General features: G+C 53.9%; 22 protein-coding genes and 1 pseudogene. 18 read left to right on the top strand and 5 right to left on the bottom strand.

Features of this window, described 5'->3' with window-relative positions:
* Positions 1-176 precede the first annotated feature (176 nt).
* The gene (locus tag Q0932_RS18710) at positions 177-773 is read left to right on the top strand and encodes an amino acid synthesis family protein (protein WP_299356466.1); all 597 of its coding nucleotides are present in this window, start codon (positions 177-179) and stop codon (positions 771-773) included.
* Positions 774-972: 199 nt separating this feature from the next.
* Here Q0932_RS18710 and Q0932_RS18715 read toward each other — a convergent pair whose 3' ends face one another.
* Positions 973-1,767: a helix-turn-helix transcriptional regulator gene (locus tag Q0932_RS18715; protein WP_299356468.1), complete on the bottom strand. Its 795-nt coding sequence runs from the start codon at positions 1,765-1,767 to the stop codon at positions 973-975.
* Positions 1,768-1,884: 117 nt separating this feature from the next.
* On the opposite strand from Q0932_RS18715, the gene Q0932_RS18720 reads away from it, so the two are divergent.
* The 7 genes from Q0932_RS18720 (at position 1,885) to Q0932_RS18750 (ending at position 8,480) form a co-directional block, all read left to right on the top strand.
* Entirely contained in the window at positions 1,885-3,006 is a 1,122-nt protein-coding gene (locus Q0932_RS18720) for an ABC transporter ATP-binding protein (protein WP_299356470.1), read from the top strand.
* A gap of 30 nt (positions 3,007-3,036) precedes the next feature.
* Positions 3,037-4,197 carry a spermidine/putrescine ABC transporter substrate-binding protein gene (locus Q0932_RS18725; RefSeq protein WP_299356472.1) on the top strand — a complete coding sequence of 387 codons (1,161 nt, stop codon included), beginning with the start codon at positions 3,037-3,039 and terminating at the stop codon, positions 4,195-4,197.
* Between the two features lie 22 nt (positions 4,198-4,219).
* On the top strand, positions 4,220-5,071 hold the full coding sequence (locus Q0932_RS18730; protein ID WP_299356474.1) for an ABC transporter permease: 852 nt from the start codon (positions 4,220-4,222) through the stop codon (positions 5,069-5,071).
* 9 nt (positions 5,072-5,080) lie between these two features.
* On the top strand, positions 5,081-5,899 hold the full coding sequence (locus Q0932_RS18735; protein ID WP_299356476.1) for an ABC transporter permease: 819 nt from the start codon (positions 5,081-5,083) through the stop codon (positions 5,897-5,899).
* Positions 5,900-5,928: 29 nt separating this feature from the next.
* Positions 5,929-6,693 (top strand): SDR family oxidoreductase, encoded by a 765-nt coding sequence (locus Q0932_RS18740; protein ID WP_299356478.1) that lies wholly within the window; start codon positions 5,929-5,931, stop codon positions 6,691-6,693.
* Between the two features lie 22 nt (positions 6,694-6,715).
* Entirely contained in the window at positions 6,716-7,507 is a 792-nt protein-coding gene (locus Q0932_RS18745; protein WP_299356480.1) for an SDR family oxidoreductase, read from the top strand.
* A gap of 265 nt (positions 7,508-7,772) precedes the next feature.
* Complete coding sequence (locus Q0932_RS18750) at positions 7,773-8,480, top strand: IS6 family transposase (protein ID WP_299356482.1); 708 nt, start codon at positions 7,773-7,775, stop codon at positions 8,478-8,480.
* 416 nt (positions 8,481-8,896) lie between these two features.
* Here Q0932_RS18750 and Q0932_RS18755 read toward each other — a convergent pair whose 3' ends face one another.
* Positions 8,897-9,208, bottom strand: coding sequence for a hypothetical protein (locus tag Q0932_RS18755; RefSeq protein WP_299356484.1), 312 nt, complete (start codon positions 9,206-9,208; stop codon positions 8,897-8,899).
* 192 nt (positions 9,209-9,400) lie between these two features.
* On the opposite strand from Q0932_RS18755, the pseudogene Q0932_RS18760 reads away from it, so the two are divergent.
* Positions 9,401-10,105 (top strand): annotated as a pseudogene (locus tag Q0932_RS18760) (IS6 family transposase); the annotation flags it as partial.
* A gap of 292 nt (positions 10,106-10,397) precedes the next feature.
* Here the strand turns inward: Q0932_RS18760 and Q0932_RS18765 are convergent.
* From Q0932_RS18765 to Q0932_RS18775, 3 genes are read right to left on the bottom strand one after another with little or no spacing between them, the layout of a single operon-like run.
* On the bottom strand, positions 10,398-10,880 hold the full coding sequence (locus Q0932_RS18765; protein ID WP_299356486.1) for a hypothetical protein: 483 nt from the start codon (positions 10,878-10,880) through the stop codon (positions 10,398-10,400).
* 41 nt (positions 10,881-10,921) lie between these two features.
* Positions 10,922-12,196: a glycosyltransferase gene (locus Q0932_RS18770; RefSeq protein ID WP_299356488.1), complete on the bottom strand. Its 1,275-nt coding sequence runs from the start codon at positions 12,194-12,196 to the stop codon at positions 10,922-10,924.
* Positions 12,193-13,125 (bottom strand): GntR family transcriptional regulator, encoded by a 933-nt coding sequence (locus Q0932_RS18775; protein WP_299356490.1) that lies wholly within the window; start codon positions 13,123-13,125, stop codon positions 12,193-12,195. Before Q0932_RS18775 ends, Q0932_RS18770 begins: the two co-directional genes overlap by 4 nt.
* A gap of 193 nt (positions 13,126-13,318) precedes the next feature.
* On the opposite strand from Q0932_RS18775, the gene Q0932_RS18780 reads away from it, so the two are divergent.
* From Q0932_RS18780 to Q0932_RS18820, 9 genes are all read left to right on the top strand, one after another.
* Positions 13,319-14,368, top strand: a complete 1,050-nt coding sequence (locus Q0932_RS18780; protein WP_299356492.1) for a spermidine/putrescine ABC transporter substrate-binding protein — start codon at positions 13,319-13,321, stop codon at positions 14,366-14,368.
* Between the two features lie 112 nt (positions 14,369-14,480).
* Positions 14,481-15,335 carry an ABC transporter permease gene (locus tag Q0932_RS18785; RefSeq protein WP_299356494.1) on the top strand — a complete coding sequence of 285 codons (855 nt, stop codon included), beginning with the start codon at positions 14,481-14,483 and terminating at the stop codon, positions 15,333-15,335.
* Between the two features lies 1 nt (position 15,336).
* Positions 15,337-16,128: an ABC transporter permease gene (locus Q0932_RS18790; protein WP_299356496.1), complete on the top strand. Its 792-nt coding sequence runs from the start codon at positions 15,337-15,339 to the stop codon at positions 16,126-16,128.
* Positions 16,125-17,186, top strand: coding sequence for an ABC transporter ATP-binding protein (locus Q0932_RS18795; protein ID WP_299356498.1), 1,062 nt, complete (start codon positions 16,125-16,127; stop codon positions 17,184-17,186). The genes Q0932_RS18790 and Q0932_RS18795 overlap by 4 nt, the downstream gene beginning before the upstream one ends.
* Positions 17,187-17,240: 54 nt before the next feature.
* On the top strand, positions 17,241-18,527 hold the full coding sequence (locus tag Q0932_RS18800; RefSeq protein WP_299356500.1) for a glycosyltransferase: 1,287 nt from the start codon (positions 17,241-17,243) through the stop codon (positions 18,525-18,527).
* Positions 18,524-18,886, top strand: coding sequence for a cupin domain-containing protein (locus Q0932_RS18805; protein ID WP_299356501.1), 363 nt, complete (start codon positions 18,524-18,526; stop codon positions 18,884-18,886). Before Q0932_RS18800 ends, Q0932_RS18805 begins: the two co-directional genes overlap by 4 nt.
* A 15-nt stretch (positions 18,887-18,901) precedes the next feature.
* Positions 18,902-19,246, top strand: a complete 345-nt coding sequence (locus Q0932_RS18810) for a cupin domain-containing protein (RefSeq protein ID WP_299356503.1) — start codon at positions 18,902-18,904, stop codon at positions 19,244-19,246.
* Positions 19,247-19,311: 65 nt separating this feature from the next.
* Entirely contained in the window at positions 19,312-20,313 is a 1,002-nt protein-coding gene (locus Q0932_RS18815) for a phosphotransferase (RefSeq protein ID WP_299356505.1), read from the top strand.
* Complete coding sequence (locus tag Q0932_RS18820) at positions 20,306-21,811, top strand: aldehyde dehydrogenase family protein (protein WP_299356507.1); 1,506 nt, start codon at positions 20,306-20,308, stop codon at positions 21,809-21,811. Before Q0932_RS18815 ends, Q0932_RS18820 begins: the two co-directional genes overlap by 8 nt.
* The last annotated feature ends 23 nt before the right edge of the window (positions 21,812-21,834 follow it).

Raw genomic sequence — 21,834 nt, forward strand, 5'->3', positions numbered from 1 at the left:
CTAGTTAGAGATTGGTTAGCCTTCCAACATCTGTTTTGCGAAATTCAATTGAGGTTACAGCACGGGCTATTCCTCAGTTCCGACAAAGGTCCTGCATTTCTCGCCTTCACTGCAAAGCATTTAGCGCCGACTATGTCTGCTGTGGGCTGATTGTGTTGAAAAACTCGAATATTTGGTTGCCCCATATTCCGTCAATTTCCATTCCGCCCTCAAAGTCGGTACCAATTGCCTATATTCGAAAGACGGTTGTCACGAGGGAAATCATCGCTGCCGATGAAATGGGCAAGCCTTGTGACCAGATCACGCGCGTCGCTGCGATGGCAATCATGAGAAACCCCTATGCTGGCATCGATCAACAGGACCTTTCGCAGCTTTTCGACGCCGGAGCCAAACTTGGTCAATCTTTGGCAGCAGAGCTTGTGAAAATGCTTGATGGGTCGCCCATATGCTACGGAAAGGCCGCGCTTGTCGGCTCTTCAGGCGCGATGGAGCATGGTGCGGCCGTGCTGCACCCTTCACTTGGTAAACCGGTGCGGGCAGCCATCGGCGGCGGCAAGGCGCTGATGCCGTCCAACCACAAGGTCGGGGCGTTGGGAAGCAGCATTGACCTGCCTTTGGGCCACAAGGATGAACCCTGGTCGTTTGACCACATCGACACGATAACCTTGTGGGTGCCCGATGCACCCCGAATGGACGAAATCGTTCTTTGTATCGGAATGTCGGATGGGACACGTGCCAATCCAAGGGTCGGGAAAGGCCCAAGTACTTCATAAGAATTTGGTTTCCAATGAAGCAGGCACAGCATTTAGCAGAAAGGAATCACCTGCCATTCTTAACGCTCGCACCCAGGGCCGTTAACGGAAAAATGCAAGTTGCGGTATAGATAAGCCCGCGGCGTTCCAGGTACTTACTAAGAATTCTGCATCCACGGACAATGGTGCTACGCAGCTCTCATCGTTCAGCATGGCGCCCCTAGTGGTCACTCGCTGACACCAAGGCATCGATGAATTTAGAGAATAACTCGCCTTGGGATCTGATCTGAAGTTTGGAGTACACGTTTCGGCGATGAATTCGAACAGTACCAGGTGAAATCTCCAGTATCCGGCCAACGGCATCGGCCGAATGGCCCTTGAGTGTAAACTCAACTACCTGGCGCTCTCTCGGGGTCAGGACACCTTGGCCGAAGTTTATAAAGGCCAATTCTATGCTTTGGTGTATGCTGGCGTCGGATTTGGCCTGAGCGTCGGCTCCGAAACTCACGGCGAGCTCGTCCCAATGCCGTTGACAAACCGCGCGCACCACTGGCCAAAAGTCACCTAGCTGCCTGAAATCTTTCGCTGAAAAGGCCTTTTCAGCCCGCATTAGAGACACAACAACCGTGGCATTCCCCGGCATTTCAATGAAGTATCCGATTTCCTCGGCAAGCCCCGTGCGAGCATAGTAACTGCGAAAATACTCGCCTTGGAAAAACCTGTCTGGTGCCAAGTCTTTGATCCGGTACAGCCCTGGATCGATCTTGTTTCCGCAAGCCAAATAGAAAGGGTCAAGAAGGTAGGGACCTTCCTGATAATCCTCGACGAAGACCTTACGTTTGCCTTTTGGAAAATCGTCAAACAGGTCCATTGGACGTGCGGCTCCGAGATAACCAAAAATCACGGTGTAATCAAAAGGGACAATCCCTTGGAGCGTCTCCGATAGAGTTAGGGCAAAATTTTCGGTCCCTATGGCATCAATCAATGCCCCTGTTGCATCGATTAGTTTCCGCACGGCAGCTCCCTACCCAGATTGATATACTAAAATCATGGTATATACAGTGGATTTAAATTTTCTTACAGTTTTTCTAATATAGATAGTAGTCACCAAATCGGAAAAAGATAGCGATAAATGGAGATTGAGGCATATACAGAGGCCACTTTTCCGGCGGATCGGAAAGTAGTCGCCGAGTTGCGCGGTGTGTCAAAAAGATTTGGCGATGTGCTTGCGGCAAGTGACTTAAACCTGTCGATCGGAGAAGGCGAGTTCCTTTCTTTTCTTGGGCCATCAGGCTGTGGCAAGACCACTGCATTACGAATGCTGGCCGGTTTTGAAACTCCCAGTGAGGGACAGGTTCTTCTCGATGGCGAAGTTGTCAACGATTTGGATGCGCACAACCGTCCGGTCAACATGGTATTCCAGCAGTATGCGCTGTTTCCGCATATGACCGTGGCCCAAAACATTGGGTACGGGCTGCGTCAGGTTCGTCCACGCATCCCCAAGCCCCAGATTGCAGAACGCGTCCAAAAGGCGCTGGAAGTGGTTCGGCTAGGTGGCTTCGAAGATCGCAAGATCTGGGAAATGTCGGGGGGGCAGCAACAGCGTGTTGCATTGGCCCGCGCCATTATCAATGAACCCAAACTGCTGTTGCTGGATGAACCCATGGCAGCGTTGGACCGTAAGCTGCGCAAGGAAATGCAGATCGAACTGCAAGACCTGCAACGTCAGTTGGGGATCACCTTTGTACTGGTCACGCACGATCAGGAAGAAGCCCTGTCGATGAGCGACCGCATCTGCATCATGCGCGATGGGCGGATTGTTCAAATCGGCAGCCCACAAGAGCTGTATGACCGTCCAAATTCGCGATATGTCGCTGATTTCGTGGGAACTTCCAACTTTTTCAATGGCACTCTGCAGGGCTCGACTGAGGGGATGTCTACGGTGCTTCTAGACAATGGGATGCAGGTGCAGGGGATGGCTGGCGACGGTTTTTCCGATCACCAGGATGTTTGCATCAGCGTACGTCCCGAACAGATGAAGCTGCGACATCAAGGGGATGGTGTTGAGGTTAAAGTTCACAACCGGATTTTCCTGGGTGAGCACACCGAATATCTGGTCAGCCACCAAACGCTTGGAGATTTTCTGGTGCTTGCTCCGCGTCAGGCAGACCTGACCGAGGGTGCCTTTGCCGTTGGAGAAACTGCCATGGTGTCTTGGGAGGCGACTGCGGCGCTCGTTCTCGACCGAAATTAACAAAGACCAATATAACAGGGAGGAAAGACAATGACTAAGAAAACCATCGACCATATCTCCAAAAAGGAGTTCATGGAAAAGCTTGAGAGCTACAGAAAGGGCTCGATCACTCGACGTCATTTCCTGAATGTGACTGGCCTTGGTGCCGCAGCGGCCGTGATGGGGGCTTCGGTGCCCGGTCTGCGCCCGCAGCCCGCATTTGCTGGCGATATTGGTGATCGCGTGGTTTTGGCCACTTGGCCGAACTATCACGATCCAGCCAACTTTGACGCCTTTACCGAGGCGACTGGTGCGCATGTACAGGTCAACGTGTTCGGCTCAAACGAAGAGATGCTGGCCAAGCTTCAGGCCGGTGCCACCGGTTGGGATGTTTATGTACCGACCAACTACACCTTCGAGGATTACGTCAAAGAGGACCTGATCGAACCCCTGGATACCTCGTTGTTGCCGAACTTTGACGCGTCGGCCTTTGATGCACGTTACGCCGAGGCGGGCTCGGTCAACGGCACGCTCTACGGCGTTCCCAAGAACTGGGGATCGACCGGCATGGCCGTGAACACCAAACACAACGGCGGAAATGCGATCTCGTCGTGGAGAGAGTTCTTTGACATCACCATGGACCAGTTCTCGGGTCGTACCATCGTGCATGACTATCAGCTGACCACCATTGGCAGCGCGCTGAACGCATTTGGGTACTCGTTCAACTCGGTTGACGAAAAAGAGCTCGCGGATGCCGAGAAACTGCTGATCGACGTGAAACCGCATCTTTTCGCGATCACATCGGATTATCAGCCGGGTATGCGCAATGGCGACGCATGGCTGACCATCTGCTGGTCTGGTGACGGCAAACAGCTCAATACCGATATGCCCGAGATCGCCTATGCTCTTGGCAAAGAGGGTGGCGAAATCTGGAGTGACTACTGGGCCATTCCGAAAAGCTCCGAGCGCAAGGCTGCGGCCTATGCTTTGATCAACTTCATGTTGGATCCGAGTGTGAACGCGAAAGAAGTGTTGGCGCATGGTTATCCGACGGCGGATTCCCGAACCTATGACCAACTGCCAGATGACCTGAAATCTGATCCGATCATCTTCCCAGCCCAAGAACTGCTTAGCCCACTCGAGTTTGGCGCGGCAGTGACACTGACTGATCCAAACCGTGCCGAACTGATGGCACGTTTCAAATCGGCCTGATCCGAACCAAGGTGAAAACAACATGACGCAACGCACACACAATTGGCTGTTATTGGCACCAGCAGGAACCTGGTTCCTGGTGATGCTTATTATTCCGCTGATTGTTGTTTTCATCTTTAGCTTTGGAGAGCGAGCACCGTCCGGAGGCGTTGTGCTCGCTTTCTCTTTCGAGCAATATGCCAATCTCCCGGCGCGGTGGGCCGCGTTCAAAAACACGATGACCCTAGCGCCTATTGGCACCTTGTCGGCGCTGCTTATTGCCTATCCTCTGGCCTATTTTCTGGCTGTGAAGGCGAACCCCAGGTGGAAAACCATCCTGCTGGTGCTGGTGATCGTGCCATTCTGGACCTCGATCCTGATCCGCAGCTATGCTTGGATTTTCCTGCTCGGCGGGCGTGGTATTCCTGCCCTTCTTGAATGGGTTGGTATTGAAGGCCTGCGCCTAATCAACACGCCGTTTGCGGTGCTGGTGGGGATTATCTACGGCTACTTGCCGCTGATGGTGTTTCCGATCTTTGTCAGCCTCGACAAGCTGGATAAACGGTTGCTCGAGGCCTCGTCGGATCTCGGCGCGAAGCCGTGGAAAACATTCCTGCAAGTAACGCTGCCTCTATCGATCCCCGGTATTGCAACCGGATGTATGCTCGTCTTTATCCTATTGATGGGCGAATACCTGATCCCCGCGCTCTTGGGTGGCGGCAAAGTGTTCTTTGTCGGTAATGCGCTGGTTGATCTGTTCCTGCAATCCCGAAACTGGGCCTATGGCTCGGCGGTGGCTGTTACCCTCGTGGTGGTCATGCTTATCACTGTCACGATTTACATGCGGCTGATCAGCCGCCTCGGCGCAAGCCGAGAAGACGTGTCGATAATGTGAGGTGGGCCGATGAGATTTTATGCAATCTGCGTTTACCTGTTTCTATACATCCCGATTGGCGTGATCGCGCTGTTCAGCTTCAATGCCGGGCGACATGCCAGTCAGCTTCAGGGGTTTTCGACCAAATGGTATGGAAAAGCGTTGTCAAATCCGTTCGTGATGGATGCGCTAGAGACCAGCCTGATCGTGGCCTTTTGTTCAGCGCTGTTTGCCAGTGTCTTTGGAACCATGGCGGCGGTGGCGCTGCAAGGCATTCGTGGCCCGGTAAGAGTAGCTTTTGATATGCTGATCTATGTCGCGGTGATGATCCCAGGTATTGTGATCGGTATTGCCACACTGATCGGGCTGGTGACGGTGTTTGACCAATTGAACCCGCTGATTGCAGCGATCTGGCCCGACGGCTTCAAACCGCCGAAACTGCGCATGGGCATTGGATCTCTGATTGCGGCCCACACGATGTTCCTGATGGCGCTGGTGGTGATTATCGTACGTGCCCGGCTTGCAGGCATGGACCGCGCGCTGACCGAGGCGTCTTCGGATCTCTATGCCACACCATTGGGCACGTTCCGGCAGGTGACCCTGCCGATGATCTTTCCGGCGATCTTGGCAGGCTTTCTGCTCAGTTTCACTTTCAGCTTTGATGACTTCATCATCGCGTTTTTTGTGGCCGGCTCTGAAACCACTTTGCCGATCTATGTGTTCTCATCCATCCGTCGCGGCGTGACGCCTGAAATCAACGCGATTGGGACAATGGTGATGGGCGTTTCTCTGCTCCTGCTGATTTCGGCACAGTTGTTACTTCAACGTGGAAGGCAGAAATCCAGATGAATTTTGTCGCAAAACCTCACGAGGCCAGAATGTTCCCAGTGCTCGAGGGCAAAGTTGTCCTGGTCACAGGCGCCGGATCAGGCATCGGTAGGGCAGGAGCCATGGCTATGGCCCGCCACGGTGCGCGCGTGGTTGTGACCGACCTAGATGCTGACAAGGCCGCCTCGGTCGTGGCGGAACTGGAAACCGAGGGTGTCAAAGCAACCGCGGCCAGTCTTGACGTTACGGATGATGAGGCGGTCTTTGCAGAAGTAAACCGGGTCGTGAAGACGTATGGACGCCTTGATGTGCTGCATTCGCACGCCGGATATCAAATTGAAGGCAGCCTTGAGGACGTGCCTGTCGATGGAATGGATATGTCCTGGCGGCTGAATGTTCGCTCGCATTTTGTCGCGGCACGGTCTGCGATTGGTCATATGCGCAATCAAGGTGGCGGCAGCATCATCATCACATCGTCAAATTCAGGTGTTCAATATGATCGCGAGATGATCGCCTATGCAACCACCAAGCACGCGGTTGTGGCGATGACACGCCAGATGGCGGCCGACTACGCCAAGCACAACGTGCGTTTCAACGCGCTTTGCCCAGGCTTTATCGACACGCCTTTCAATGCTGGGTTCGAAAAGCAGATGGGCGGCCGGGAAAAGCTTGAGGGATACGTGTCACAAACCATTCCAATGGGGCGATGGGGCACGACTGAAGAAATGGCCGATGCAATCCTGTTCCTTGCCTCTGACATGTCGACGTTCATGACCGGACACGCGCTGGTCATCGATGGTGGGGAATGCATCTGAAATCCAGTCCGGAGACACCACAATGACCAAGAGTTTGAAATCACCAAATGGCCGGCTGGCCGAAAAAATCGCTGTCATTACTGGCGGTGCCACGGGAATGGGGCGGGCCACCGCGCTGATGTTCGCCGAGGAAGGCGCCAAGGTCAGCATCTTTGATATCCAGGACGAAGAGGGTCAAAAGACAGTCGATATGATCCGCGAAAATGGCGGGGAAGCGGCTTTCTTTCATGCCGATGTGACCAAGGACGTCGAAATCAACGCAGCCTTTGATGCAGCCCTTGAAACATTTGGTCCCTACAATGTGCTGTTCAATCATGCAGGGACCATCATCGTCAAAGCGATGCATGAAACCAGCGAGGAAGAATATGACTGGTTGATGGATGTAAACGTAAAGTCCGCCTTTCTGACTTGTCGCCGTGCGGTTCAGGACATGAGTGCAAATGGCGGTGGATCAATCGTCATCACCTCGTCCATTGCGGCTGAACTGGGCTATGCGCTGGAATCTGTTTACTGCATGTCCAAAGGCGCAGTTCTGCAACTCGCTCGCACGATTTCAACCGAATATCGCGATGCTGGCATCCGTTGTAACGCGATCTGCCCGGGCTTTGTCGAAACTGCCCATGGCCTGAAAGAAATAGCGGAACTGGATGCGGCTGGGCAAGAGTGGGAAGACTCGGGGATGGCCGCTACACAAGGGCGTATCTGCTATCCTGAGGAAGTAGCCGCAGCGGTTGTTTTCCTCGCCTCTGATGAGGCAAGCTTCGTCAATGGCAACGCGACTTATGTCGACAACGGTTGGTTCGCCAAAGGATAAGTCCAACAGTTACTATACTGGCCTCTTTAAATGATGCTGAGATCCGGAAGGGAACGGATCGGCCACATGATTGTTTTCGAACGCGTCGCCGAAATGCAAGGGTTTGGTTGGTTATTCAGGTTGGGAGTAGAGCCTATTGATGCTCACCTGCCTATAGGGTTCCTCACTTCGCCGAGCATACCAGGCTCGTTTCGGCATAGGATGGCATGGCGGTGTCAGAGGAAACTCGGTTGTGAAGGGCAGGGTGCCGATCTAGCCTTCGCTCGTGACAAAACGCTCACCATTTCGCTACTTCAAAACCAGCACAGAAATCATTCGCCTAGCGGTGATGATGTATGTTCGATTTCCGCTGTCACTTCGGAATGTCGAAGACCTGCTGCATGAACGAGGCATCGCCGTGAGCCACGAAACCATCCGTTTCTGGTGGAACAGATTTGGTCCGTTGTTTGCTTCAGAAATCCGCAAACGACGGGTTCAGCAACTCCGCTCTTATTCAAATTGGCGATGGCACCTGGACGAAATTTTTGTGAAAATCAATGGCGTCCAGCATTACCTTTGGCGGGCGGTTGACCACGAAGGCGAGGTGCTGGAAAGCTACGTCACGAAACGACGAGACCGCGCCGCAGCCCTTAAATTCTTGAAGATAACGATGAAACGCTATGGTCAACCTGCGGCCATTGTTACCGATAAACTACGGTCTTATGGCACCGCGATGAAAGTCATTGGGAATGCTGCGAAGCAGGAAACCGGGCGTTGGAAAAACAATCGAGCTGAGAATTCTCATTTGCCATTTCGACGAAGGGAAAGGGCCATGCTGCGCTTCCGTCGATTGCGAAGTTTGCAAAAATTCGTATCCGTCCACGCCTCTATTCTTAACCTCTTCAATTCGGAACGCAGCCTCTACTCTCGAACAAATTTCAAGCTGAACCGTGCCGCTGCTCTCGCTGAGTGGCGCGGTCTTTGCGCGGAATAAAGGACAGCATCACGGACCTGGCTGAGACTAGTTCGAATCCGTCTGACAGCACCGCAACCCATGTAATGCGTTGTTATTGTTGGGTAATTTTATATATTTCCACCCCAAATTCCCGAGACTTGGCAGTCTCAGATTTCCCCTCAGACACAATTCTCAGGTCATTTTGGCCTCAATTTCCCGTTGGTCTCCGTTTGTAGATTTGCGCGGTGAGGTTTGGGCCTGAATTTCCCTGTTAACAGGGAATTTACAGGGAAATATTGCGATTTCGGCCGGTTTGACGAGATTCTATCCATATTTAATGCAGCAACTACAGGCGGTTAGAAGGTGAAGTCCCTACTCAACGGAACAGGGAATTTCAAAGCATGTAACAGGGAATTCATTTCGGGTATCAGGGAATTACTCAGGCGGATCAGGGATTAGGATTTTGAGCCAATTCCATAGAGCTCTTCCTGATCCGGCCAATGCCTGGGAATGGACCGTCTCACCAGGGTTTCCACCGTCAGGTCAACGGGTTGTGTTCCAGCCAAAATGGCGCGCTGAATACGTGGAGACAAAAAGGCCAGTGTGATGACGCGGGTGATGTAACTTTCAGAAACAGATGTGGTGGCCGCGATCTGCTTGATGGTGGTTCCGGTCTTCATCTGTTGGACCCAAATGTGGGCATTGTTGAGTGCGCGAATGAGAGGCTTGTTGGGGCGAGGTTGCAGGCCACCGGCAATGATCTTCATCTCGACGCCGCGACGTCGGCAGTGAAGCGGGGCCTCGATGTGCTGCAAGGACGGGTGCAGATCTGGTACGGGCGGGCCAAGTGCTTCGGACAAAGATGAAAGGTTGAGAGTGACCGAGAGAGTGCCTTTGCGGGCGATGTCAGAGGAAACTCGGTTGCGAAGGGCTGGGTGGCGATCTAGCGTTGAAACAAGACAAAACGTTCGCCTTTCCGCTATTTCAAAACGAGCCCCGAAATCATCCGCTTAGCGGTGATGCTCTACATCAGGTTTCCGCTCTCGCTTAGAAACGTGGAAGATCTGCTGCACGAGCGTGGCGTCGACGTGAGCCATGAAACCATCCGTTTTTGGTGGAACAGATTTGGCCCACTGTTTGCATCTGAAATTCGCCGAAAGCGTGTAAATCGGATGCGGTGCCACTCGAATTGGCGTTGGCATCTCGATGAGGTTTTCGTGAAGGTAAACGGTGAGCGACACTACCTTTGGCGGGCCGTGGATCACGAAGGCGAGGTGTTGGAAAGCTTTGTCACGAAGCGTCGAGATCGCACTGCGGCCCTTAAATTCTTGAAGAAAGCGATGAAACGATACGGCCAACCAGAAGTCGTCGTCACTGACAAACTACGCTCTTATGGCGCGGCGATGAAAGTCATTGGGAATGCCAACAGACAGGAAACGGGGCGCTGGAGAAACAATCGAGCCGAGAATTCTCACCTCCCTTTTCGACGACGAGAACGTGCCATGCACCGCTTTCGTCGTATGCGCAGTTTGCAGAAATTCGTTTCCGTCCATGCATCCGTTTTCAATCACTTTAAGCAGGAACGCGGCCTTTCCCAAAGAGACCATTTCAAGCAGAATCGAACCGCCGCTCTTGCCGAGTGGCGTGGTCTTTGCGTGGCATAAAGAGCAGCCTCACTGGCCTAGTAGAGACGAGTTCGAATTTGTCTGACACCACCTCTCAAACCTTACGCTGCATCACGCAGACACAGCAGCGCCCTAGCTAATCAGCGCAAGGAACACTCCATCCTCTGAGACACAATGGTGCCGGCTTTAGGTGATTAAGGGCTACACCGTTTTCAACGTTGAACAAGTAGAGGGAATACCTGAGCAGTACAACACATTAGCCGCGCGCGATGCCGGTTGCGAGAAAGAACGCCTTAGGGGGAAATACAGTGGCTGCCGATGTTGTATTGCGTTAAAGCGTGCTCCCCATGTAGCCAACGAAATAGACAATCTTCCATTGTTCGCAAATTTTTCGCAACGTAAAAACTGACTGCCATCCATAAGGTTCTTGCGTCCCGTCGCGAAGTGGCAGTTGCCCATCAAAGCGTTTATGTAACAAAACTGTTTCGTTTTCAAAAAAATCAATCCGGACGATGTTGGCACCCTGGAACATTGCTTGGCGCAATTTGTCCGGGTCGGCCTTAGCCAGCGTTTCTGCTGACATTTTCAACCAAGTGTCTCGATAGGATGACAGCGATGGAAACCCGATGGTCCATTTCTGCGGGTCAGAATCAAATGCAGCATCGATCGCCATGAACGTGTCAGCATCAAAGTCTTTCGCCACAGCATCCCAGTCAGATCTCAGAAACGCGTCGATGTCGTTTCGCATGTGAGCTTCCCACAATGCATGGCGTTCTGGATCCTCGTGGGAAAACGGGTTGTCGTCGTAAGACATCTACTTCTCCAAGAGAATAGGTGAGACGGGTTCAAGGTGATCTAAAGGGCCTTCAAAATGGCGTTGACGGCCTTTTGGGTGCCCGGGTCAGATTGCATTTTCCGAGACACATCCTTCAGGTGAACTTGCATCTTCTGATCATCCAAGAGTGACAGTATTTCCGCCCTAAGAGATTTGGCTGTCCAACTGGCACGATCAACACGCCGTCCAACGCCCGAGGCTTCGGCTCTCTGGGCATTATCGTGACCGTCCCAGCAATAGGGAATAATCAAAGATGGCACACCATGATAGAGCGCTTCGCAGAAGCTGTTGTTGCCACCGTGATGAATAAAGAGCGTGGATTCAGAAACAACAGACGGTTGCGGAAACCAGTTGCCCAGGTGAACATTATCCGGAATGTGGTCATAGGCTTCGTCAAAGCCACCGACATTTACTATAAAGCGCGCCGGAATTGTCGCGAAGACATCAATCATTCGCCTAATGAGGTCAGTGTCAATTGCGCCAAGCGATCCAAAACTCGTGTAAATCAACGGGCCTTCGGCGACCGGGAAGTTGGGCAGTTCAAAATGAGCTTCCTGGCGAACACAGCCTTCCAGAAACGTGAACTTATCATCCGGCAGGTTCACCGCACGATCATAACGAACCACGCTGGGCGCAAGCAGAAGGTTCAGGGTCGGGGATGGTTCAAGAAACACTCCGGGTGCAAGCGCAGGAAGCCCGCGCTTTTGCCGAAAATCGTTGTAGCGATCATGCGAAGCACGGGTGTTCTTTTCATAAGCTGCAATATAGTTGGACCATTCCTCGATGTTTTCCACCGCAAGCCCAGAGAGATAAGGCGGCACTTGTGGGTCGGGTATCTCAGTTTCAGCGCAAGAGACGATACGTACCCATGGACATCCTGCCTTTGCAATCGCTGGAAACATGATGACATTATCAAGAAGGATCGCATCGGGCTTGATCCGGTCCAGTAGTGCAATCAGATCATCCTCGACAGTGATGGCTGTGTCGACAATAGCCTCCCAGGTCGGGGCGACATATGCCGGCAATTGTTCAATTGGGTTCAAGTTAAAATGCGGCAGGTGTGTATTAATGAAACTCTGCCAATAGTCCTCGACCGCCTCTTCACTGCTTTTGAGCGACTGCGGCAGGTGGTATTCCTTGAAACCATATTCGGAAAAAACGCCCGTGAAACCCGGATGGCAAATGAAAACTGGGTTCGCGCCTTGCCGGCGCAGTTCCTGTGCAATCCCAACGCAATTGAGGCCGGCACCGAAACCAGCTTCGGGAAACAGGGCTATTGTTGGTTTGAGACTCACGCGCGTGGACCTCTCATGAGCGGTGGAATGCCGCGGTTTGCGGCTTCGGGCCGACGAATGCGAGAGCGGCGTAAATGTACAACCATTTGGTCAGCCGCCAGATCAAACTGGTTGCGCTCGAGGCTATCAAGAATTTCCAGATGCTCGATCATAGCCTGCCTCAGGCGGAAATTTGGCATCGAACTACCCCTTCGCGACGCTTTGCGCAATCGATGATGTGCAAGCAAGCTTCCCCGAACAAAACGATTTCCTGAACACTGGGCAATGAGATTGTGAAACTCTGTGTCGATCCTGCGAAATCCACCGACTGTGATGCGGTCTTCTTCAATATTCAGGAAATCATCGATCTGACCGCGCAGCAGGCTCGCGCGCTTAGCGTCCAGCAAGAAACCGGGGGCCAGAATGGCCTGAGGCTCCGCTGTTAGGCGGAAATCAAAACTCTCGTTAATTGACTTTGGCGAATCAATCATCGGCTGAAATGCCCAGGCTCGGCCGGGTAGTTGAGTAGCAATTCCGTCTTGGGACAGTATTTTTAGAGCAAGTAGTACTGTATTTCGAGTGGCGCCGTAGCGGCGAACAAGCGCGCTCACCGACTGGATTTCATCAATCCGCCGCTCTGCCCTGTCTGACAAGATTCGGCGAGCCAGTGAGTTCTCAGCGTCCTCCAATGCCTGGAGTGCTTTTGTTGCTTGGTCCGCCACGGCCACAGATAGAAAGAACCCCTCTTCTTGGCGCCACTCCAATATTTCGTTTTCTTCCAATATTTTAAAGGCTGAACGAATGGGGGTTCTGGACACGCCGCAGGCCTCGGAGAAGGTTTGTTCAGGCAGGTGATCTCCGCGTCGCATTCCGCGCTCCAGAGCGACGCTCAGCACTTGCTTGGCAAGCGCCAAGTGGCTTTGCCTGGTATTGCGTCGTGTTTCGCTCATTTCTTTGCGTCTCCAGGTTTGTCGGGCAGTGATTTTTCGGTCAGGCGAAAAAAGAACAGTGAATACAGTTTGACGTATTTTTTATAACATTAATACTGGATCCTAGAGCGACCGACAATAACTGCTCGTCAAAAATGTAAAACCGCCTGCGCCAACTGCAGGTGATGACCAACGGGAAACAAGGAGAACTGGAATGTTTCGACATCTCCCTAAGACGCCTACGGCAATCAGCCTTGGACTGGCATTAAGTGCAGGTGCACTGTCAGCGGAAGGGCTGGTGATATCCAATTGGGACGGCTACATGGCGCCTGACGCGGTTGATAGCTTCAATGCCGCAAGTGGCGGCAATGCAGAGCTTGTCCTGCATGGCACCAACGAAGAAATCATGGGCAAGCTGATCGCCTCAAAAGGCAAAGGATATGACGTTGTCTTCGTTTCTTCGCCCTTTGCCGAAGTACTGAACAATCTCGGGTTGGCCGAAACGATCGATCACGCCAAAATCCCGAATATTTCGAACCTATATGAGCAAGCCACCAAGCTTGAGCATGATCCAGGGAATACATTCTCGGTGCCCTATGCATGGGGCACAACGGGCCTTTGCTACCGCTCGGATCTCTTAGCTGAAGATCCTGACAGCTGGATGGACTTGTTGGCTCCGGACGCGAGCGTCAGCGGGAAAACCACAATGCTGGCCACCGATCGCTGGCTGTTGGCTGCTGGCTTCCTCGCAAAAGGTTATTCTGTCAATGAAACGGACGAAGCCAAGCTGGGCGAAGTACGCGACCTGCTGATCGACGCCAAGAAAACCCTGCTGGCCTATGACGATGCGACCTTCTACGCCAAGCTGGTTTCCGGCGAGGCCGAGCTGGTGCACGCCTGGGACGGTTGGTGCAACTACGGCATCGCGGAAAACGCCGAGATCAAATACACCATTCCTTCTGAGGGATCGGACTTGTGGGTCGACACGATGGTCATTCTGAAGGGGTCTGAGAACAAAGACGCCGCTTATGCCTTTGTGGATTTCATCCTGGACCCCCAAAACCATGGCTGGGCCGCCGAGAACATTCTCTACAAGGTCCCCAACGAGCCTGCGATGGCGGCACTCTCTGCGGATTTCATTGCATCGTTCCCGAACATGGGAATGGGGCCCGACCAGTTGCTTGGTTACGAACAGCTGCGTGATGTTGGCGAAGCACAGCGCGCCTATTCCCGCACCGTGTCCGAGATCAAGGCGGCGAACTAACCGCATTATTCTCCCCGAACTGGCCCGGCGCACCAATGGCGCCGGGCCCCTTTTTCCCAAACTTCGTAACACGGCGACCGGATAGGCTCCGCGTTTTCGACAGGATCACGTAATGAACGACCGCAAGCCGATCTATCTGATGTCGCCGGCCCTTGCCTGGTTGACCGCTTTCATGGTCATCCCTTGCCTGCTGATCCTGGCATTGGCGTTCTTTCGCCGTGGGATTTACGGCGGCGTCGAGTACACCTTTACGATGGAAAACCTCGCATTGGTTTTCGACCCTCTGTATGCCAGCATTTTCTTGAAATCAGCTTGGATTGCGGGCCTGTCAGGGGTGATCGCAGTTGTCGTTGGGTATGCCGCAGCCTTTGCTATCGCTGCTGCTCCTGCGCGCCGCCAACCAATGCTCTTGTTCTTTGCTGTCTTGCCGTTCTGGTCGAACTATCTGGTGCGCACTTATGCTTGGATCGTCCTTCTGAACCGCGAGGGGCTGATTGTTTCGGTCGTTCAGGCACTGGGCTACGACGGCGAACTACCCAAGCTACTATATACGGAAAGCGCGGTTGTTGTGGGGCTTGTCTACAATTACCTGCCCTTCGTCATCTTGGCTTGTTACGCGCCGCTCTCGCGGCTCAATCCCGAGATTGCAGAGGCTTCGCGTGATCTGGGCGGCTCAGGTTGGACAACTTTTCGCCGGGTGATCCTGCCGATGACCGTTCCAGGAATTGCCACCGGGTTTGTCTTTGTCTTCGTGCTGTCGATCGGCAACTTCGTGACGCCAGCACTTCTGGGAGGCGGCCAGTTTCAGATGATTGGTAACCTCATTTACGCGCAGTTCCTGACGGCGAATGACTGGCCCTTTGGCGCAGCTCTCTCAATGTTCCTGATCGCGATCATGATGGGGCTGCTAACACTCCAAACGTTTGCGACAGAGCGTGCCTCAGGTGCGCGCAGAGAGGAGAGCTGACATGCGTTCCCAAGCTAATCCTCGCCTGATGCTGATGATCCTTTCTGCGGTCTTTGCCTTTCTCTACATCCCGATCTCAGTGTTGTTTGCGCTGTCGTTCAACGAAGGTGGATTACCCACCGCATGGACTGGTTTTTCTGTGAAATGGTACGGTGAGCTGGTACGAAATGACGAAATTATCGGCGCGGCTTTCAACACGTTGATGGTTGCTATCGTCTCAACCTTCCTTGCGACGATTCTGGGAACTTTGCTGGCTGTCGGTGTCGAAATCCGTCGTCGCAAGGGCCGTTTTCTGGAAACAATTATCTTTGCGCCGATGATCATTCCCGACATCGTGCTGGCCATTGCCCTGCTCAGCTTCTTTTCGATGCTGAATGTCACCATGGGACTGCACACTGTGATCGTCAGCCATGTGGTGTTCAACCTCGCTTTTGTCTGCTCGGTTGTCCGGGCGCGCCTCAAGACTTTTGACTGGTCGATTGTCGAGGCCTCAACAGATCTTGGTGCTTCGACTCCAATCACCCTATGGCGTGTGGTCCTTCCAGTAATGTTGCCTGCAGTCATAGCCGGCGCGCTTCTCGCTTTCACCCTGTCGGTCGATGAATTCATCATCGCTTTCTTTACCGCCGGCGCAGGGCGTGACTCGATTACGTTGCCAATGCAGATCTTTGCCATGATCCGCTTTGGTATAACCCCCGAAATCAACGCGCTGGCAACCATCGTCATGACCGTCTCGGTCGTCGCGCTGGCGCTGTCTCAACGCCTCAACCGCGGAGGGCTTCCGGGACAATGACCCAGCCTTTGCTATCACTTCGCAATGTCGAAAAGTCCTTTGGCACAGTACGTGCCGTGGATGGCATCGATCTCGACATTCAGGAAAACGAGTTCTTTGCCCTTTTGGGGGCTTCGGGCAGTGGCAAGACGACCCTTCTACGGATGCTTGCCGGGTTCGAGATACCAACCGCGGGCGAAATCATGCTCGACGGCAAAGACATCTCAAACGTTCAGCCGAATCACCGGCCCGTGAACCTGATGTTTCAGTCCTATGCGCTGTTCCCGCATATGACGATTGCTCAGAACATCGCTTACGGCTTGGAAATGGAAAAACTTCCCAGACCCGAGATCAATCAGCGGGTCGAGGAAATGCTCGGGGTCATCCAGCTTTCGCATCTGGCAAAACGCAAACCCGACCAGCTATCCGGTGGCCAACGTCAAAGGGTTGCGCTGGGTCGTGCGCTTGTAAAGCGGCCACGCCTCTTGTTACTGGATGAGCCGCTCGGCGCTCTCGACAAGAAGCTGCGCGGCGAAATGCAGCTGGAGCTCAAACGCATTCAGGATGAGTTCCGCATCACCTTTATCGTCGTGACTCACGATCAAGAAGAAGCGTTGGTCATGGCGGATCGGATTGCCATTCTGCAAGACGGGCAATTGCTGCAGTGCGGTAGCCCGCATGAAATCTACGAACACCCGCAAAACCGCTTTGCCGCCGACTTTATCGGCGTCATGAACTTTTTGCCGGTCAGTAAATCCGGGGGGGCACTGGTTGCGCTGGATGGAAGTACGATCATGGCAGGTCAAAATGAAAACCTACCCAGCGGAGAGGCCGTAGCAGCGGTGCGTCCCGAACGCCTGCACCTTGGCGCGGCGGATGGAGACAACAGCCTGTCCGGCAAGGTCAGCGCGACGGCCTATCACGGTCTTGACCTGCAACTGCATCTGGAAACCCCCCTGTCACCGACACCCATAATGGTGCGTCTCACCGCTGACGCTGCCGAAGGGCGACCCCTTGCGATAGGGGACGATGTGACGGTTGGCTGGGCCGCAAAAGACACCCGCATATTCGCCGCTTGAGCGACCCTGCAACGAATGCCGGACAACCGGCGCAAATACCAACAGGAGATTGAAATGGAACAGAAAACTTTCGCTTTTTTCCCAGAGGCCGCTTTTGGCCCGGCACTGAATTCGGTTGGCATTGCCCAAGCGGTAGAACGTATGGGTCACAAGGCAGTGTTCCTATCGGATCCGGGCTTTGTCGATGTTTACAAAGGGTATGGTTTTGAAGCACACCCCGTAAACCTGTCGGAACCGATGCCAGCCGAGCAAATGGCCAAGTTCTGGGAAGATTTCATCAATGGCCACATCCCCAACTTTCGCAAGGCCCCGATCGACCAGATCGACAACTATGTAAAGGAATGCTGGGAAGCGATCGTAGACAGTGCGAAATGGGCGCAAAAGGACCTGCCGCAAATTCTAGCCGACATCAAACCAGACGTAATTTCTGTCGACAACGTGATCCTGTTCCCGGCGATCAAACAGCATGGTGTGCCCTGGGTCCGGATCATTTCATGCTCGGAGAATGAAATCGAGGACGATGCGATCCCACCGCATTTGTCGGGCATGTCCGAGAATGACACCGAAGGCCACGCTGCGTTCCGTGCGAAGTTCAACGAGGTGATCAAGCCGATCCACGATGATTTCAACGCCTTTCTGGCTGAGTGCAACGAAGACCCTTACCCGATTCCTCAGTTCTTTGAGGCCTCGCCGCATATGAACCTGCTGCTATACCCTGAGCAGGCGAAATACGATCGTCCAGTGCCTCTTGATCCGGCCAAGTTTCAGTATCTCGAGGGCTGTGTGCGTCAGGATGATCCATATGAGGTCCCGACCTTCAAGAAGAACAACGACGGGCCGCTGCTGTATGTGTCTTTCGGATCTCTTGGGGCAGGGGACACTGATCTTCTCAAACGCTTGATCGACCTGATCGGGAACAGTCGCTATCGGGCGTTGGTCAATGTGGGGGACTACAAGGACGAGTATTCCGATGTTCCTGATAACGTGATTCTCGACAGCTGGTTCCCTCAGCCTTCGGTGATCCCGCAGATGGATGCCGTTATCCACCACGGTGGCAACAACTCGTTCACTGAATGCCTGTACTTCGGCAAGCCCGCGATCATCATGTCCTATGTCTGGGACGGCCACGACAACGCGATGCGCGTACAGGAAACCGGTCATGGCTTCCGTTCAGACCGTTATGATTGGTCCGAAGAAGAAATGATCGAAAAGATCGAAGCCTGCCTGAACGATGAAGCCATGGCCACAAAACTGGCGGCCACATCGGCTCACATGCAGTCGCAAAACGGCCAGGAGAAAGCCGCCAAACTTCTGGTTCAACTGGCGGAGAACAACGCGTGACCAATCTGAACTCATCGGCGCCCCATATTCATGGGGCGACCACCTATGACGATCTTGCCGACTGGGGGCCTCAGCCCGACATGATTGATGGGCAATCGCATTCCACGGGGCGGCTTTTGCACAAGGGGCCGAACAATTCGCCCGAGACCGGCGTTTGGGTCTGTACCCGCGGCACCTGGCGTATTTCGGTGCCGCGTGACGAGTTTTGCCACTTTGTCGAGGGGCGCGTGATCTATCGCCGTGACGGCACGGACGAGGTGATCGAGGCCACTGCCGGAACCTGCGTTCTGTTTCCCGCCGGATGGGAAGGCACCGCCGAAATCACCGAGACACTTCGCAATATCTACATGCTTGTTTGAACTGGAACTGGGACTATGAAAGCACCCGTAATGCGCAAACCGCTCGAAGTCACCGATACGGTGGACTGGGGCTTAATCCCGACCATGATCGAGGGCGAAAGCCGCACCTCGGGTCAGGTTCTTCATAAAGGCCCAAACGGCGAAAGTGAGTGCGGTCTTTGGATTTGCACGCCTGGAAAATGGGAATGTCACGTCACCAAGGACGAGTTTTGTCACTTTCTTGAGGGGCGCTGCACTTATGTTCACGAAAGCGGTGACGTGATTGAAGTGACTCCCGATACAGCGGCCTTTTTTCCACAAGATTGGAAGGGTATCTGCACCGTCCATGAAACGGTCAAAAAGGTCTATATGATCCGATGAACCCCTCTTTGCCCCAAAACGCGTCCATGAATGCAAGGTGCCTTTCAGCACCGGCCAGAACCTTTATGTCCCGTCACGGGCTCGAGCGTTCTGTGTTGAAACAATTCGAAGCGGACGCCTCTCCGCGCCGGTATTATCGCGTTCAGGGCGAAGGAATTCTGCTGATGGAGGATCGACAGGATCAGGTGGGATTTGCAGCCTATCTTCGCCTGTCGCACCATCTGAATGTGCTGGGCTTGTCTGCACCACGTGTGTTTGGTGCAGATCCGTCGCATGGGCTGGCTCTTGTCGAGGATTTTGGTGATAGCACCTATGCAGCTTGTCTGGCTTCGGGCCATGACGAAGCCGCTCTTTATAAGCTGGCTGTTGAGGGTTTGTTGCATCTGCATCGCGACCCGAAGGGCCGCGAAGTGGATCAACCAAAGTATGATATGTCGGTGTATCTGGACGAACTCAGAATATTTACCGACTGGTTCGTCCCCGCGATTGCGCCGGAAATCGACAAACAGACCTTCACCCAAAGCTTTCTAGCCCTCTGGCGGGATGCTCTCACTCCTGTCGCCAATAGCTTCGACACACTGGTTCTGCGGGATTTCCACGTCGACAATCTGATGCTTTTGGAGGATCGAACAGGCGTTGCCCGATGCGGCTTGCTGGATTTTCAGGACGGTATTCTGGGGCCCTGCGAATACGATCTGGTGTCATTGCTGCAAGATGCAAGGCGGGATCTGGGTGCGGGTCTCGAAGGGCAGCTTCTGGACTATTACGTGGAAAATGCGCCCTCTCATATCGGTGCGGAAAATGACATTCGACACCGTTATGCCCTGCTGGGCGCACAGCGTCACGCGCGCATTCTTGGCGTGTTTGTGCGCCTGTTCCAACGGGACGCCAAGCCGCGCTATCTGAAATTCATCCCGCGTGTGCTGGCCCAGTTCCAGACTGCGCTTGTGGATGCCGACCTGACCGCGATCACATCTTTTCTTGATGCCGAGTTACCCGGTTGGGCTGACAAGGCGTTGATGCTCGACCGTGACCTTACAACCCTTCAAGGAGAGCCAGATGTCTGATGTTCTCGCGCCCTGCTACTATCTTGCCCCCGACTATCACCCCACCGAGGGCTCTGAGCAAATGGCGGTTGATCCAGCCACGCTCGAAAACATCGGACCCGTTGGTGCCCCTTCCGAGGCGCAGCTGGATCGCATTCTGGAGCGGGTGAACGCCGCCCAGAAAACATGGGCCAAAATGGACTGCAAAACGCGGGCTGGATTGCTGCACGGCATCGCGGACGCGATGGAGCGGGCAGACATGACCGATATTGCGATCACCATGACGCGCGAGATCGGGAAGCCCTACCCTGAAGCTATCGGTGAAATTGCCAATATCGCGCCGGTGTTTCGGTATTTCGCGGAAATGGCCCGCGATGATGCGGGGAAAATCGCGGGAACGATGCAGCCCGGATCGTTCCAGTACCAGACCTATGCGCCCTATGGCGTGTCGGTCCATATTGTACCCTATAACTTTCCGTTAATCCTTGGGTGCTGGACCATCGCGGCATCCCTGGCGGCGGGGAATGGCATTGTGCTCAAGGCGGCACCTGCCGGATCACTTTGCACTCTGGCTTTTATGAAATTCTTCGACGGTTTGCCCGCAGACCTGGTGGCTTGTGTGGCAGGCGGCCCGGAAGTGGGAAAACACCTGGTTTCCTGCGATAAAACCCATGCCATTGCCTTTACCGGCTCAGCTGAAGTCGGCCGTCTGGTGGCAATCGAGGCCGCGAGCCGGATGAAGCCATTTGTCATCGAAGGTGGCGGCAACGATCCAATGATCGTGACCAGCAATGCTGATATCGCCGTGGCTGCGGCGGGTGCTGTGACAGCGGTTTATTTGCAATCCGGCCAGGTTTGCACCTCGACCGAGCGGATTTATGTCGATGATGCAGTGCACGATGAATTCGTCGCGGCCTTTATTGAACGCACGCGCCAGTTGCGTGTCGGCAATGGTCTGGGCGTGGCCGAGATTGGCCCGCTCGTGTCAGAAGCGGCCCGCGCCAAAGTTCTGGACTGGATTGATCGCGCCAAGTCCAAAGATGCCACCATCGCGCTGGGGGGCGGTATTCCCGCTGCGCATCCAACGGGCTGGTTTCTGGAACCAACAGTTGTCACCGACGTGACCCCCGATATGGGAATCCTGAACGAAGAGATCTTCGGCCCAGTGGTGTCGATTGTCCGCACGTCCTCGTTTGAAGAGGCCCTGACCCTGGCCAATGACTCGGTCTATGGGCTAGGCGCGTGCATCTTCACCAATGATCTGGCCGAGGCCCATGAAGCGGTTGACCGGCTCGAAGCGGGCATGGTCTGGGTCAACAATCCTTTGGTCGACAATGATGCGCTGCCCTTTGGTGGCATAAAAAGTTCGGGCATGGGGCGTGCTTTGGGGCGCACGGGATTGGAAGCCTTTCGTCAGCCCAAAATGGTCATCCTTGATCCCGTCGCGAAAGAAGCTGACTGGTGGTATCCTTATCCAGACGATTGGTTTCTGAATGCTGGCGGCCGCAAGCACGTCTGATTGGCTAGCTCAGGAAATACTTT

The sequence above is a fragment of the uncultured Shimia sp. genome, from assembly GCF_947498095.1.
Classification (GTDB): Bacteria; Pseudomonadota; Alphaproteobacteria; order Rhodobacterales; family Rhodobacteraceae; genus Shimia.